13 protein-coding genes and 1 riboswitch are annotated in these 14,314 nt (G+C 62.7%); of the genes, 10 read left to right on the plus strand and 3 right to left on the minus strand.

The window, feature by feature from the left end; genetic code table 11:
- Both APH35_RS26930 and APH35_RS26935 read left to right on the plus strand, forming a co-directional pair.
- Positions 1-148: inorganic diphosphatase (locus APH35_RS26930; RefSeq protein WP_177335398.1), on the plus strand; the 148-nt coding region annotated here is incomplete at its 5' end.
- Positions 149-333: 185 nt separating this feature from the next.
- The gene (locus APH35_RS26935) at positions 334-1,035 is read left to right on the plus strand and encodes a LexA family transcriptional regulator (RefSeq protein WP_012270305.1); all 702 of its coding nucleotides are present in this window, start codon (positions 334-336) and stop codon (positions 1,033-1,035) included.
- A 274-nt stretch (positions 1,036-1,309) separates the two neighbouring features.
- Here APH35_RS26935 and APH35_RS26940 read toward each other — a convergent pair whose 3' ends face one another.
- Both APH35_RS26940 and APH35_RS26945 read right to left on the minus strand, forming a co-directional pair.
- Entirely contained in the window at positions 1,310-2,521 is a 1,212-nt protein-coding gene (locus APH35_RS26940; RefSeq protein WP_012270304.1) for a glycosyltransferase family 4 protein, read from the minus strand.
- 288 nt (positions 2,522-2,809) lie between these two features.
- Positions 2,810-4,987 (minus strand): TonB-dependent siderophore receptor, encoded by a 2,178-nt coding sequence (locus tag APH35_RS26945; protein ID WP_012270303.1) that lies wholly within the window; start codon positions 4,985-4,987, stop codon positions 2,810-2,812.
- A gap of 182 nt (positions 4,988-5,169) precedes the next feature.
- Between APH35_RS26945 and APH35_RS26950 the strand changes: the two genes are divergently transcribed.
- The 3 genes from APH35_RS26950 (at position 5,170) to APH35_RS26960 (ending at position 8,181) form a co-directional block, all read left to right on the plus strand.
- Positions 5,170-5,862 carry a response regulator transcription factor gene (locus APH35_RS26950; protein WP_012270302.1) on the plus strand — a complete coding sequence of 231 codons (693 nt, stop codon included), beginning with the start codon at positions 5,170-5,172 and terminating at the stop codon, positions 5,860-5,862.
- Positions 5,862-7,208, plus strand: coding sequence for a HAMP domain-containing sensor histidine kinase (locus APH35_RS26955; RefSeq protein ID WP_060515785.1), 1,347 nt, complete (start codon positions 5,862-5,864; stop codon positions 7,206-7,208). Before APH35_RS26950 ends, APH35_RS26955 begins: the two co-directional genes overlap by 1 nt.
- Before the next feature lie 82 nt (positions 7,209-7,290).
- Positions 7,291-8,181: an alpha/beta hydrolase gene (locus tag APH35_RS26960; protein ID WP_060515786.1), complete on the plus strand. Its 891-nt coding sequence runs from the start codon at positions 7,291-7,293 to the stop codon at positions 8,179-8,181.
- A 37-nt stretch (positions 8,182-8,218) separates the two neighbouring features.
- Here APH35_RS26960 and APH35_RS26965 read toward each other — a convergent pair whose 3' ends face one another.
- Positions 8,219-9,424 carry an RtcB family protein gene (locus APH35_RS26965; RefSeq protein ID WP_060515787.1) on the minus strand — a complete coding sequence of 402 codons (1,206 nt, stop codon included), beginning with the start codon at positions 9,422-9,424 and terminating at the stop codon, positions 8,219-8,221.
- Between the two features lie 91 nt (positions 9,425-9,515).
- A riboswitch (FMN riboswitch) is annotated at positions 9,516-9,657 on the plus strand.
- 80 nt (positions 9,658-9,737) lie between these two features.
- Between APH35_RS26965 and ribB the strand changes: the two genes are divergently transcribed.
- The 5 genes from ribB to APH35_RS26990 all read left to right on the plus strand — a co-directional run.
- Positions 9,738-10,388, plus strand: coding sequence for a 3,4-dihydroxy-2-butanone-4-phosphate synthase (gene ribB, locus APH35_RS26970; RefSeq protein WP_060494739.1), 651 nt, complete (start codon positions 9,738-9,740; stop codon positions 10,386-10,388).
- Between the two features lie 197 nt (positions 10,389-10,585).
- Positions 10,586-10,828: an exodeoxyribonuclease VII small subunit gene (locus tag APH35_RS26975; RefSeq protein WP_012270297.1), complete on the plus strand. Its 243-nt coding sequence runs from the start codon at positions 10,586-10,588 to the stop codon at positions 10,826-10,828.
- Positions 10,825-11,712, plus strand: a complete 888-nt coding sequence (gene ispA / locus APH35_RS26980) for a (2E,6E)-farnesyl diphosphate synthase (protein ID WP_012270296.1) — start codon at positions 10,825-10,827, stop codon at positions 11,710-11,712. The genes APH35_RS26975 and ispA overlap by 4 nt, the downstream gene beginning before the upstream one ends.
- Positions 11,713-11,818: 106 nt before the next feature.
- Positions 11,819-13,714, plus strand: coding sequence for a 1-deoxy-D-xylulose-5-phosphate synthase (dxs, locus tag APH35_RS26985; protein ID WP_060515788.1), 1,896 nt, complete (start codon positions 11,819-11,821; stop codon positions 13,712-13,714).
- 122 nt (positions 13,715-13,836) lie between these two features.
- Positions 13,837-14,314: TonB-dependent receptor plug domain-containing protein (locus APH35_RS26990; protein WP_156341243.1), on the plus strand; the 478-nt coding region annotated here is incomplete at its 3' end.

The raw sequence follows: 14,314 nt of genomic DNA on the forward strand, positions 1-14,314 counted from the left end.
GCCAGCCCTGCTGATCCAGCAGATCGAGCACTTCTTTGCCAACTACAAAGATCTAGAGAAGGGCAAGTGGGTCAAGATCGAAGGCTGGGATGGCGCTGACGCTGCCCGTGCTGCGATCACCAAATCGGTTGCTGCCTACAAGGGCTGATACCGGTGCATAAAAAACCCCGCCTTGGCGGGGTTTTTTTACGCCTGAAAGGGCGATGCGCTGATTACTAGTAACAATTCCTACGCAGTCCTACACCAACGCCCTACAGGCGGCCTCTTTTCACACAAACCCCATCAACACCCGGTTCATATCCTTGCTGGCCCCCCGCCGCTACACTCGCTGCCATGAACACTTCCGGTGACCGCCTCAAGGCCCTGCTGCATGAATGCGGCCTGACCCCTTCCGATTTCGCCGCCCAGCGCAGCGTCACACCGCAGCATGTCAACAACTGGTTCAAACGCGGTGTGCCTTTGGCCCGGCTGGATGAGCTGGCCGACCTGTTTTGTGTGCACCGCCGTTGGCTGCGCACCGGTGAAGGGCCCAAACACCCCAACCCGATCCTGCGCAACGGCCCGCCAAAGCCGGCACTCGCCAACCCACCCACTCCGCTGTCGGTGCGACACGGCCGGGTACTGAACGTGCCTTATTACGAGATGCATAACAGCCTGCTGTCGCCAGTGGCGGGCAAAAACCTGCGCCTGCCGGCAAAGGCCCTGAAGGGGTTGGGTGTACAGGCCGGTAACGCGATCTGCCTGGCGATGCCGGCCGGCAACATGCTCCCGTTGATTCCGCTGGAGGCCACCCTGGCCATCGACCTGAGCATGACCCGAGTGGTCGATGGCGAGACCTATGCCCTGCTGCACAACGGCATGCTCAGGGTTAACAGCCTCAGCCTTGGCCTGCACGATACGCTCTATCTGCACAGCCATGACCGGCGTAACTATGCGGTCGAACGCTACACCCCAGCGCAGCGCCAGGCGCAGGGGCTGGAGATCCTTGGCTGGGTGTTCCACTGGTCACATTTCCGCCAGCAGCGGCCAGGCTGAAACACCCTGTGCCATTTTTTGCTGGGCATCCTGCGCGGGCCCTTGTATGCTACGCGGCACATTTAGCCCCGACCGGCGCAAGCCGCGGTCCAGAGGGCTCGGCGATATCCCACACGGGCATCTGCCATCTCTTTCAGGCCCTTGATGGCCACACAGTTAAGGCGATTGCGGCTTACCATAAATTAGTCGGAAGCGTCCCCGAGAAGCCGGCCACAAGCCGGCTTTTTAATACCCCGTCGCATACGCTACAACCGGCAGATCCTCGTACGTGGCGTCAGATGTGCGGGCTGGCCGAGAGCTTCAAGCTGCTCTTCAGGAATTCCTCACGAACCTGATGCATCTGCAAGTGGGTTTTCCCCGTCGCATAGTCCAGCCCCGCGAGCCCCATTTTCAGCGCCAGCTCGGGGTGCCGCGCCGCATATCGAATACGGTCAGCCAAACTGGACGGGTTACCGGTTTCAAACGTGAGCGCATTGTGCCTGCTGGTAATATCCTGCACCCCGGATGTGTCGGAGCCGATGACGGGAACGCCCTGGCTGAACGCATCGAATATGATTCGGGGTTGTTCCTGCTTCAATGTCGGGACCAACAGCCAGTCATGCTGGGCAATGATCGTGAAAAAGTCTTTGCCATAATCGACTGCGCTCTGAAACCTCACCGCGACGGCGCCACGGTACTCAGCGGCAAAGCGTAGGCAGTGCGCTTTCAAATCCCCGTCACCCATGAGAGTGATCGTGATTTCAACGCCTTCGACGTTCAGTTGTTCAATGGCTTCAAGAACGACCATGACACCTTTATCCACGACCAGGCGTGAGGGGTAAAGCAAGTTGAGTGTACGCTCACGCCTACCTTCGAATCGCCTCCTGACTGCCTCCGGGGCCGCCATGTACTGCTTATCGAGCCAGCTGGCAGGGTTAATTAACGTGTGGCTATTGTTGCCCCCGAGAAAATATTCCTTGTAGAAGGATTGAGTGAATATCCTGGCGTTTGCCAGCTTCAAACAGCGTTTCAACAGGAGGGAGTGTGCGTAGTGCTCGATGACTGCCCTGAACGTCCGCGTATCACCCTGGCCCAGCATCCAGAATGAAGACTCTATGACAACAACCCATTGAAAGCGAAACAGGGGTTTCAGGGGCAGCAGGTAGAAGGACAACGGAAATGCCCAACCGGCACCGTCGGAATGCACGACCCTCGCCGATTTACAGGCTTTGGCGACGCACATGAAATTGGGTAGGAAATTCTTTAATACAGAGGCAAGCCCATAGTCTTTTCTCAAGCCGTAAAGCCATTTCACATTCAGATGACTAATGCTTTGCAACCCTTCGACGTTGTTGCTTTTTTCAACAGGGCAGCAGATGCCGAAGTTTTCTATGTAGCTCAGATGAAGCTCTATATCCTTGACCCACAAAGGGTCAGTAAAAAGTTCACCTTGCTCGTTTACAACAATCGGTATTCGGGTAAACAGGATATATGGGTCTTCAATCATATTCCCCTCACAGGGATGCCTGGACACGATCAGTTGAATTGTCTACATGGGGCCTACTCCTCAAAACCAGCCGTCCATCTCAACAACGTTTCAGCGTCCTTGCAGACCTCCTGCACACGCAGTAAGCACTCCGCTAGGGCTACACTCTAGTGCGACTCAACCGATTGCACACGCAGTGCTGCAAAAAAACCAGGCGGTCATGGCGCCGGTAAGCCGGCGCCAAAAACAGTCATGCCAAACTAGCTATATATATCGTTCAATGAGCGCCGCACCTGGGATATCGACGCATCAGAAGTCATACCGCGCGCCAACCATCATGCTGCGCGACGGCCCGTAAAAGTTGAATGTCGAAGTTGACCCCACCCGCGACAGGTAGTCCCGATCGAACAGGTTGTTGACGTTGAAGGTGGCCGTCAGCTTCGAGGTAACCGGGTACGACAGCATCGCATCCACTGTGGCATAGCCCGGTGCATCGATACGCACACCGCCATTTTCGGAATAGAAGTTGCTCATCGCCGATATGCCGCCACCCACGGCCAGGCCAGTCAGCGGCCCTTGGTTGATGGTGTATTTGCTCCACAGTGATGCCTGGTTGCGCGGCATGATGAAGAAGGTGGTTTCGGCGTCACCCTTGACGGTTTCGGTTTCCATCCAGGTGTAGCCGGCCAGCAGTTCCCAATTTGCCGTCAGCTTGCCGCTCACTTCTACTTCCGCGCCCTTCACACGTGTCTTGCCGGCTGCAACGGAGTCGGTAGTTGCTACGCCATCAGCGTCGTACAGCGTGGTGGCGCGGTTCTTGTCGGTCAGCCGGAACACCGACAACCGGGTATTCAGGTCGCCGCCAAAGTAGCTGCTCTTCAGGCCGAGCTCATACTGCTCGCCTTCACGCGGCTTCAGCACGCGGCCGTTGCTGTCGGTGTCGGACTGCGGCTTGAACACCTGCGAGTAGCTGGCATACAACGCGTGGTTATCGGTCAGGTCGTAGACCAGGCCGCCATATGGAGTGAAGTGACCGTCCACGCGTTTGCTGTCATTGGTGGTGGCGCCGCTGCTCAGGGTAGTGGTGTAGAAGTCACCGCGATACCAGCTGAAACGACCACCGGCGATCAGCGCCAGGCGATCGATCGGGCGGAACGTAACCTTGGAGTACAGCCCGTATTCCTCTTCCTGCATGCCGGTTTCGGTGCTGTAGTTGGGCGACGGCTTGGCGAACTGCTTCGGCGAATAGGTGTTGACGTTGATGGCACCCAGGTTGGTGGTGCCGTTGAGGTACTCGGTATCGTAGTTCTTATAGTCGCTGCCGACCACGAACTCGCTGACCTGGCCGAATGTTTCGAACGGCTGGCTGTAGCTGGCGTCCAGCGAGTAGGTGTCCTGGGTGAAATCGCGGGCGCTGGCGCGTTCGGAGTTGGCACCGGTAGTGGCGTTGGTCGCAGTGAAGGCATACAGGTAATTTGTATCGCGGTGCGAGCCACGGGCAGCGACACGGCCGTAGCCACCGTTATCGAAGCGGTGGGTCAGTTCAGCAACCAGGTCGGTGGTCTTGCCGTCGAAGTAGTTCCAGTCGGCCCCCAGGAAACGCGAATGGCTGAAGTCGGGCACTTCACCGGACAACGTGGCCGGGTAGCCGTTGTGCGGGGTGATGTTCTTCACTTCGTGCATCAGCCCGAACGACAGCGTGGTGGCCTCGTCCAGGTCGATGTCCAGCGCACCGTAGTAGCTGTTACTGGTGTTGGCGTTGTAATCGACTTCGCCATTGGTGTCGTCACGGGATGCGATGAAGCGCCCGCGCACGCGGCCGGCGTCATCCAGCGGCCCGCTCAGGTCGATTTCCTCGTGGTTGGTGTCCCAGGTGCCGTAGCTGCCTTCGATGTGGCCCTGGAATTCGGCCGTCGGGCGCTTGCGCACCATGTTGACGATGCCACCTAGTTCACTGGTACTGCTGAACAGCCCAGCCGGGCCACGCATGATTTCGACTCGGTCGAACGCCGCCAGCGACGGCACAGTGCCGAAGATACTGGCCATGGGGGCCGGCAGGCCGTCGATGTTGAATTCGCTGTACTCGTAGCCACGGGCGTAGATTGACGAGCGGCCGCTGTCGTTGGTCAGGGTGCGCAGGCCGGCGGTGTACTTGGCCAGGTCATCCAGGTGCACGAACTGGCGGTCCTTGACGTAGTCCTGGGTGTAGACGGTGATGGACTGGGGAATGTCCTTGAGCGCTGCTGGCGTCTTGGTGCCCACTGTAGCGGCATCGACGCTGTAGCCCCCGGTTTCTTCCGATGGCAGCATGTCGTAAAGGCGGTTGCCCTCGATGGTCAATGCTGGCAGGTCGAGCGAGGCATCCTCGGCTGCCGCCTGAGTCGCTACCGTTTCAGCCAGTGCCGACAACGAAAATGGCGCCAGCAGCCCCAGTACCAGCCAGCCCCGCACCCGTCGCGGGCTCCCCACACCTTTGAAACCATTCATGCCACACCCTTCGCCCAAGTGATAATAATTCGCAAACGAAACAAGTTGCTTTTTGCGAACGATACCGGAGCGAAAACGGGGGTGCAGCATCATTAACCTTCTTAACACATTGGGGCGTTGCCCTCGGGCCGCTGGCAATGGGATGATTCGTAACTGATAGAAGTTCTCATTCAAGGCTCGCCGTGCCCACCTCACTTCTCCTTGTCGAAGACGACCCTCGCCTGCTTCAAGACCTGGAACGCCATTTCCTCAACCGCGGTTTCCAGGTGCACGCCTGCGCCAGCGGCACCCAGGCCCTGAATGCGATACAGCAATCGCAGTTCGATTTGGTGCTGTTGGACATCATGCTGCCAGGCATCGACGGCCTCAGCCTGCTCGACGAGCTGCGCCGACAACAGGCGGTACCGGTCATGCTGATGTCGGCGCTAGGCGCCGAGCAAGATCGCATCAGCGGCTTTACCCGTGGCGCGGACGATTACCTGCCCAAGCCCTTCAGCCTGGCGGAGCTGGACGCCCGGGTCGACGCCTTGCTGCGGCGTGTGGCATTCGACCGTGGCACGGCGCTGCGTACCGACGTCGGCGAGGTGATGCTGGACCACGACCGTCAAGACGTTATCCACAACGGCAATGCCGCTGGCCTCACCGCTTCCGAATTCCGCTTGCTGGTGACGCTGCGGGCGCACCCCGGCGAAGCCTTGAGCAAACCCTTCCTGTACCAGAGCGTGCTGCACCGGGCCTATACCCGCCTGGACAGGGGCCTGGACGTGCATGTGTGCAACCTGCGCCGCAAGCTGGCCGACATCAGTGCCCAGCACCTGCAGATCCAGGCCGTGCGTGGCCAAGGGTATGTCCTGATCGACACGGAACAGCCCTGATGCGTCGCCACCCTTTGCTATGGAAACTGGCGGTACTGCAGGTCAGCTTCTGCCTGCTGCTGGTCTGGCTGATCTGGACCTGGGGCCTGTCGGTAGAGCGCAGTACCTACTTCCTGTCCCAGGGCGACCAGGATTACCTGGCCCGCTATGCACAACAAGCCGAACAGGCCTGGAACCAGGGCGGCGCGGAAGGCGCCGAGGCCTGGCGCAGGCAACTGGAACAAGCCGAGGACACCTGGGTTGCCTTGGTCGGGCCGCACCTGCAAAGCCTTGGCACCACGCCACTGAATGCCGAGCAAGCCAGCCACCTGACCTTCATGCGCAAACTCGACTGGCCAATGAGCCGGCGCCTGCAGGATGAGCTGCCGTATGTCAGCATCGAGTTCCCGCAACACCCCGAGCACGGCCGCCTGGTGCTGCAACTGCCCGAGCGCCTGCTGCCCACCGGCCTGACACCGTGGACCCATGTGATCACCCACGGCGTTGCACCCGCACTGCTCGCACTGCTGCTGGGCCTGGCGTTGTACCGACATTTGGTCGTACCGCTGAACCGCCTGCGCGACCGCGCCGACGCCCTGCGTGCCGACGACCTGGACAGCCCCGCCCTGCCCCTGCAGGAACGCCGTGACGAGCTGGGTGAACTGGCACAGGCCTTCGAACACATGGCCGGGCGCCTGCGCCAGAGCCTGGAACAACAGCGCCTGCTGTTGCGCACACTGTCTCACGAATTGCGCACGCCACTGGCGCGGCTGCGCATTGCCCATGACAGCGACTTGCCACCGCCACAACTGCGCGAACGCCTGGACCGCGAAGTCGCCGACATGCAAAAGCTGCTGGAAGACACGCTGGACCTGGCCTGGATGGACACCGAACAGCCCAGCCTGCCGACCGAACCGGTGTTGATGCTTTCGGTATGGGAAGCACTGTGCCAGGACGTTTGCTTCGAAAGCGGCTGGGCCCCATCGCGCCTGCCGTGTTCGCTCGGTACCGACTGCCGGGTACAGGCTCACTTGGACAGCCTGGCCCAAGCCCTGGAAAACCTGCTGCGCAATGCCATTCGCCACTCGCCGGCCGAGGGCCGGGTGAGCCTGGATGGCTGGCGTGAGGGCGATTGCTGGCACCTGCGCCTGAGCGATCAAGGCCCCGGTGTGCCTGACATCGACCTGGAACGCATCTTCAAGCCTTACCAGCGCCTGGCCGGTAGCGGAGCGGGCTTCGGCCTGGGCCTGGCCATCGCCCGCCGCGCCATCGAGCTGCAAGGTGGCCGCTTGTGGGCCAGCAACGGCCACCCTGGCCTGTGCCTGCACATGACCTTGCCGCTTGCCAGGGACTGTTTAGAAAGTTAATGCGCTTTACGCCCAATCAGGACTGATTATCATCTTGGCGCACCCGCCTTGCGCTCCTCGCAAAGCCCTGACGAGACGCCTGATGAGCAAGATGACCCTGACGCTGGCTTTGGCACTGGCCCTTGCAGCCCCTGTCGCCCTGGCGCAGCCCGAGCACAACCAGAAAATGGACACTTCGCTGCTGCAGCGCAAGGGCCTGGCGTACCGCTTCAGCCATCTCGATATGGACTCGGCAGACGGCCAGCGCCACTACCGCCTGTGGGTCGGCCAGCCGAACCGCCCGGCACCCGCATCCGGGTATCCGGTGCTGTGGATGCTCGATGGCAATGCCGCGCTAGGGGCGCTGGACAGCCAGCAACTGGGCAAGCTCGCTGCCGGTCAGGCGCCATTGCTTGTGGCCGTGGGTTACCAGACCGACCAGCGTATCGAGCGAACTGCGCGCACCTATGACTACACCCCGGCATTGCCTGGGCGGACAGAACAACACGACCCGTTGACCGGGGAACCCAGCGGCGGCGTGGAGGCGTTCGTTGACCTGCTGACCGGGCCCATGCGCAACAAGGTGGCTGGCGTGGCACCCATCGACCTGCGAAGGCAAACCCTGTGGGGCCACTCCTACGGCGGGCTGGCCGTGCTGCATACACTGTTCACCCGGCCCGGCGCATTCAGCGACTACGCCGCCGCCAGCCCATCACTGTGGTGGCATGACGGGGCCATCGTGCAGGAGGCGCGGGGGCTTGAGCAGCGCTTGGGCAACAACCCTGCGCGGCTGCTACTGATGCGGGGCAGCGAGGAACCTGCGAGCCCCAGGGCGCAGTTAAAGGGCGATGTGGAGAAGCCCGCGCGCGAACTGACGGCAGACCTGGCCAAGGTAAAAGGCCTTCAGGTGCGCTTCGAACGGTTCGAGGGGCTGGACCACGGGCAAATGCTGGGGGCTTCTTTGCGTACTGTGCTCAGGCAGCTGGCCAGATAACGACGTATCCGGCTGCAGTTGTTCGAGGCGCTCCTGGCTAGCCCTTCACACACACCACCTGCCGCAGGGTGTGAACCACCTCGACAAGCGCCTGCTGGGCACGCATCACCGCGTCGATGTCCTTGTACGCCATCGGGATTTCGTCGATTACATCCTTGTCCTTGCGGCATTCCACATGCGCCGTGGCCCGCCGTTGGTCCTCGACGGTGAAGCGGCTTTTGGCCTTGGTCCGGCTCATCACGCGCCCAGCGCCATGGCTGCAGGAGCAGAACGACTCCTCATTGCCCAGCCCACGCACGATGAAGCTTCTGGCGCCCATGGAGCCTGGGATGATGCCCAACTGCCCCTTCTGCGCCGACACCGCCCCCTTGCGCGTGACCAACACTTCGCGGCCAAAGTGCTGCTCACGCTGTACATAGTTGTGGTGGCAGTTCACCGCTTCCAGGCTGGCCTCGAACGGTTTGCCCAGCGCCTTGCGAGCAGCGCCGACCACGGCCAGCATCATCAGCTCGCGGTTCTGCCGGGCGTAGTCCTGTGCCCACTCCACGGCCTGGACGTAGTCCGCGAAATGGCGACTGCCTTCCTCGAAATACGCCAGGTCCTTGTCCGGCAGGTTGGCCAGGTGCTGACGCATGTCGGCCTGGGCCAGTTCGATGAACAGGTTGCCGATGGCATTGCCCACACCGCGCGAGCCGCTGTGCAGCATGAACCAGACGCGGTCGGCCTCATCCAGGCACACTTCGATGAAGTGGTTGCCACCGCCCAAGGTGCCCAGGTGGTGACGGTTGTTGGTTTTCTCCAGGCGCGGGTACTTGTCGGTAATGGCCTTGAAGCGCCCGGCCAACTGGCCCCAGGCCTTGTCTGCCTTGGCCGGCACATCGGCCCAGGCGCCCTGGTCACGTTTGCCGAAGGTTTTGCCATGGGGCACCGCCTGCTCGATGGCGCTGCGCAGGCCATGCAGGTTGTCTGGCAGGTCACGGGCGTGCAAAGAAGTGCGCGCAGCGATCATGCCGCAGCCGATGTCCACGCCAACCGCTGCGGGAATGATCGCACCGACCGTGGGGATCACGCTGCCGATGGTCGAGCCCTTGCCCAGGTGCACGTCCGGCATCACCGCCAGATGCTTGAAGATGAACGGCATCCTGGCCGTGTTCATCAGTTGCCGGCGGGCGTCGTCCTCGACCGGCACGCCATCAGTCCATAATTTGACCGGCTTGCCGCCGGCGACTTGGAGAATGTCCATGGGGTACTCCAGAAAGGCCATGCCTGCATGATACCGCCGAAGGTCGTAGAACAGCGGGTTGCCAGTGGGGTGGCACTGTGCGGTATGCTTGCCCGGTCTTCAGGGCGGGGTGAAAGTCCCCACCGGCGGTAAATCGAAAGATGAGCCCGCGAGCGCCCCGGCCATGCCGGGGGTCAGCAGATCTGGTGCAACTCCAGAGCCGACGGTCATAGTCCGGATGAAAGAAGGCGTCAGGCAGGGGCCATTCGGGCGCCCTTGCGCGCGCATTTTGTTCGCCCCGAGACGTTCATCGATCATTCACGAGGAGCGTTTCATGTCCACCCAGCACCCTTCGCAATTTCCCAATGTTTCCGCCGCCATCGCCGCCTTCCAGGCCGGGCGCCCTGTACTGCTGCTCGACGATAACGACCGCGAGGACGAAGCGGACATCATTGCCGCCGCCGAGAACATTACGTTGCAGACCATGGCCATGATGATCCGCGACTGCAGCGGTATCGTCTGCCTGTGCCTGGATGAAGCCACCGTCGACGCGCTGCAGCTGGCACCGATGGTGCAGAACAACCAGGCCCGCCACGGCACCGGCTTCACCGTCACCATCGAGGCAGCAGAAGGCATTACCACCGGGGTTTCTGCCCAGGACCGTATCACCACCATCGACGCGGCACTGCGTTCCAGCGCCGAACAGCGCCATATCGTCAGCCCTGGCCATGTGTTCCCGCTGCGCGCCCGCAATGGCGGGGTACTGACCCGCCGTGGGCACACCGAAGGTTCGGTTGACCTGGCGCGCCTGGCTGGCCTGCGCCCGGCGGCGGTGTTGTGCGAACTGATGAACCCCGATGGCAGCATGGCCCGGGGCGAGCAGGTGGCGGTGTATGCGCGGCAGTACAATTTGCCGGTGCTCACCATCGAAGAACTGGCGCGGTATCGTGAGGCCTTGTTGGAGCTGGAAGCAGAGCCAGCCTGATAGGTCACCTTGAGGTTGTTCGCGTTCACGCCCGCTGCCACAGGTACCCCACAGTTCTTCAAGGCTGTGGAGTACCTGTGGCAGCGGGGGTGCCCGCGAAAGAGCCCTTGATACCCACCTCATTGCCCCTGAAGTTTGCTCCCCCCGCCCCGCTCTGCTAGTGTCGCGCCGTTCTGAATGCCACCGAGACAGTCGCCATGGCCCGCAAAAAAGCCTCCCTCGATTTCGAGCAATCCCTCGCAGACCTGCAAGCACTGGTCGAGCGCCTGGAGAACGGCGAGTTGTCGCTGGAAGAGTCGCTGGCCGCCTTCGAACAAGGCATCGCCCTGACCCGTGATTGCCAGGGCGCCCTGGCCCAGGCCGAACAGAAGGTGCAAATTCTGCTGGAGCGCGACGGCGAGCTGGCTGCCCAGCCCTTCGACGCGGAGCCAGACGTATGATTGGTACCTACCAGGCCAGTTGCCAGGCGCGGGTCGATACCGCCCTCGAACCGCTGTTCATCGCCCCGACCAAAGAGCTGGAACGCCTTTACGCCGCCATGCGCTACAGCGTGATGAACGGCGGCAAGCGCGTGCGCCCGTTGCTGGCCTACGCGGCCTGCGAAGCCCTGGGCGCACCCGCCGAACAGGCCAACGGCGCCGCCTGCGCGGTCGAGCTGATCCACGCTTACTCGCTGGTGCATGACGACCTGCCGGCCATGGACGACGACGACCTGCGTCGCGGCCAGCCAACCACTCACAAAGCGTTCGATGAAGCCTGCGCCATCCTGGCTGGCGACGGCCTGCAGAGCCTGGCGTTCAGCGCCCTGCTCGACCCACACCTGAGCCCGCAGGCAGACAACATCCGCCTGGCCATGGTCCAGGCATTGGCCAAGGCTGCCGGCCCGGCCGGCATGGTCGGCGGCCAGGCCATCGACCTCGGCTCAGTGGGCCTGAAGCTGGACCAGCAGGCGCTGGAATTCATGCACCGGCACAAGACCGGCGCGCTGATCGAAGCCAGCGTCCGCCTCGGCGCCCTGGCCAGTGCCCGCGCCGAACAAGCGCAGCTCGATGCCCTGCAAACTTATGCACAGGCCATCGGCCTGGCATTCCAGGTGCAGGACGATATCCTCGATGTGGAAAGCGATACCGCCACCCTGGGTAAACGCCAGGGCGCCGACATAGCCCGTGACAAACCGACCTATCCGGCCCTGCTGGGCCTGGAAGCGGCCAAGGCCTATGCAATCGAACTGCGCGACCAGGCGCTGATCGCACTGCAAGGGTTCGGTGAAACGGCCGAGCCGCTGCGGGCGCTGGCGCGCTACATCGTCGAACGCCGTAACTGATGGATTGGGGCCGCTGCGCGCCCCATGCGACACCCGTCTGAATGGGCAGTATTTCCTACAATGGGGTAAACTGCCGCGTCTTCACACACCTATAACGACTCGCCTGATGCCCACGACGTTTCAAGAGATCCCCCGCGAACGCCCGGTCACGCCGTTGCTCGACCGCGCTGACACGCCTGCCGGCCTGCGCCGGTTGGCCGAAGCCGACCTGGAGACCCTGGCCGACGAATTGCGCCAGGAACTGCTCTATACCGTGGGGCAGACCGGTGGGCACTTTGGTGCCGGTCTGGGCGTGATCGAGCTGACCATCGCCCTGCACTACGTGTTCGACACCCCGGACGACCGGCTGGTGTGGGACGTGGGCCACCAGGCCTACCCGCACAAGATCCTCACCGGGCGCCGTAACCGCATGCTCAGCCTGCGCCAGAAGGACGGCATCGCCGCCTTCCCGCGCCGCAGCGAAAGCGAGTACGACACCTTTGGCGTCGGCCACTCCAGCACCTCCATCAGCGCCGCGCTGGGCATGGCCATTGCCGCCCGTCTGCAAAACAGTGCACGCAAGTCGATCGCGGTGATCGGCGATGGCGCGCTGACCGCCGGTATGGCCTTCGAGGCGTTGAACCACGCCCAGGAGGTCAACGCCGACATGCTGGTGATCCTCAACGACAACGACATGTCGATTTCGCGCAATGTCGGCGGCCTGTCCAACTACCTGGCCAAGATCCTCTCCAGCCGCACCTACGCGAGCATGCGCGAAGGCAGCAAGAAAGTGCTGTCGCGCCTGCCAGGTGCCTGGGAAATCGCCCGCCGCACCGAGGAGTACGCCAAGGGCATGCTGGTGCCAGGTACGCTGTTCGAAGAGCTGGGCTGGAACTACATCGGCCCGATCGACGGCCACGACCTGCCGACCATGATCGCCACCTTGCGTAACATGCGTGACCTGAAGGGCCCGCAGTTCCTGCACGTGGTGACCAAGAAGGGCAAGGGCTTCGCCCCGGCCGAGGTCGACCCGATCGGCTACCACGCCATCACCAAGCTGGAGCCAGCCGACAAGCCAGCCGCGCCGAAGAAAGTCAGCGGCCCGAAATATTCCGCCGTGTTCGGCCAGTGGCTGTGCGACATGGCCGCCGCCGACAACCGCCTGGTGGGCATTACCCCGGCGATGAAGGAAGGCTCGGACCTGGTCGACTTCAGCGAACGCTACCCGCAACGCTACTTCGACGTGGCCATCGCCGAGCAGCACGCCGTGACCCTGGCGGCCGGCATGGCCTGCGAGGGCAGCAAGCCGGTGGTGGCAATCTACTCCACCTTCCTGCAGCGTGCCTACGACCAGCTGATCCACGACGTGGCCGTGCAGAACCTCGACGTGCTGTTCGCCATCGACCGCGCCGGCCTGGTCGGCGAAGACGGCCCGACCCACGCCGGCAGCTACGACCTGTCGTACCTGCGCTGCATTCCGGGCATGCTGGTGATGACGCCTAGCGACGAGAACGAGCTGCGCAAGATGCTCAGCACCGGCCACCTGTACAACGGCCCAGCGGCCGTGCGCTACCCGCGTGGCACTGGCCCGAACGCGCCGATCAGCGGTGACCTGCAGCCACTGGAAATCGGCAAGGGCGTGGTTCGCCGCCAAGGCGAGAAAGTCGCCTTGCTGGTGTTCGGCGTGCAACTGGCCGAGGCCATGCAGGTGGCCGAGCAGATCAACGCCACGGTGGTCGACATGCGCTTCGTCAAGCCGCTGGACGAGGCCTTGGTGCTGGAGCTGGCTGGCAGCCACGAACTGCTGGTAACCATCGAAGAGAACGCCATCATGGGTGGTGCGGGCGCTGCCGTGGGTGAGTTCCTGGCCAGTCAGGCGGTGCTCAAGCCGCTGCTGCACCTGGGGCTGCCGGATATCTATGTCGAGCACGCCAAGCCTGCGCAAATGCTGGCAGAGTGCGGGCTGGATGCAGCCGGGATCGAGGCTTCGGTGAAGGCTCGCATGGCCAAGCTCGGGCTGTAACCCTCGGGGCCACTTTGCGGCCCATCGCAACACAAGGCCGCTTCTACAGAGGAACGCGGACTCCTGTAGGAGCGGCCTTGTGTCGCAATCGAGGGCGCAGCCCTCGCAATATGGTACTGCCCATGAAAACCCCAACCTTCGCCACCCTGCTCTGCCTCCCTCTTCCGCTGCTGGCCACTGAGCGCGACGACGCCCTCAAGCTCCCCGACGTATTGATCAGCGCCAGCCGCCAAGTCGAATCGCGCACCGCTACCAGCGCCGCCAACACCGTCTTCACCCGCACCGACATCGACCGCCTGCAACCCACCAGCGTCACCGACCTGCTCACCCGCGTGCCCGGCGTGCAGGTGGCACCTACCGGTGGCCGTGGCAGCCTGCCGGGCATCTTCATTCGCGGCACCAAGGCAGCACAAAGCCTGGTGCTGGTCGATGGCGTGCGCATCGCCAACGCCACCTCCGGCGACAGCGGCCTGCAGTTTCTCGACGTCGACCAGATCGAGCGCATCGAAGTGCTGCGCGGCTCGCGCTCGGCGGTGTACGGCAGCGATGCCATAGGCGGGGGGATCCAGATTTTCACCCCCCGTAGCAATGGCCCCGGCC

The sequence above is a fragment of the Pseudomonas sp. NBRC 111132 genome (assembly GCF_001320565.1).
GTDB classification, from domain to species: domain Bacteria; phylum Pseudomonadota; class Gammaproteobacteria; order Pseudomonadales; family Pseudomonadaceae; genus Aquipseudomonas; species Aquipseudomonas putida_P.

Bases quoted from the DNA above. Each gene is read 5' to 3' on its own strand.
- dxs (WP_060515788.1), top strand. From the start codon at position 11,819: ATGCCCACGACGTTTCAAGAGATCCCCCGCGAACGCCCGGTCACGCCG.
- APH35_RS26940 (WP_012270304.1), bottom strand. From the start codon at position 2,521: ATGATTGAAGACCCATATATCCTGTTTACCCGAATACCGATTGTTGTA.
- APH35_RS26975 (WP_012270297.1), top strand. From the start codon at position 10,586: ATGGCCCGCAAAAAAGCCTCCCTCGATTTCGAGCAATCCCTCGCAGAC.
- ribB (WP_060494739.1), top strand. From the start codon at position 9,738: ATGTCCACCCAGCACCCTTCGCAATTTCCCAATGTTTCCGCCGCCATC.
- APH35_RS26965 (WP_060515787.1), bottom strand. From the start codon at position 9,424: ATGGACATTCTCCAAGTCGCCGGCGGCAAGCCGGTCAAATTATGGACT.
- APH35_RS26935 (WP_012270305.1), top strand. From the start codon at position 334: ATGAACACTTCCGGTGACCGCCTCAAGGCCCTGCTGCATGAATGCGGC.
- APH35_RS26960 (WP_060515786.1), top strand. From the start codon at position 7,291: ATGAGCAAGATGACCCTGACGCTGGCTTTGGCACTGGCCCTTGCAGCC.
- APH35_RS26945 (WP_012270303.1), bottom strand. From the start codon at position 4,987: ATGAATGGTTTCAAAGGTGTGGGGAGCCCGCGACGGGTGCGGGGCTGG.
- APH35_RS26955 (WP_060515785.1), top strand. From the start codon at position 5,862: ATGCGTCGCCACCCTTTGCTATGGAAACTGGCGGTACTGCAGGTCAGC.
- ispA (WP_012270296.1), top strand. From the start codon at position 10,825: ATGATTGGTACCTACCAGGCCAGTTGCCAGGCGCGGGTCGATACCGCC.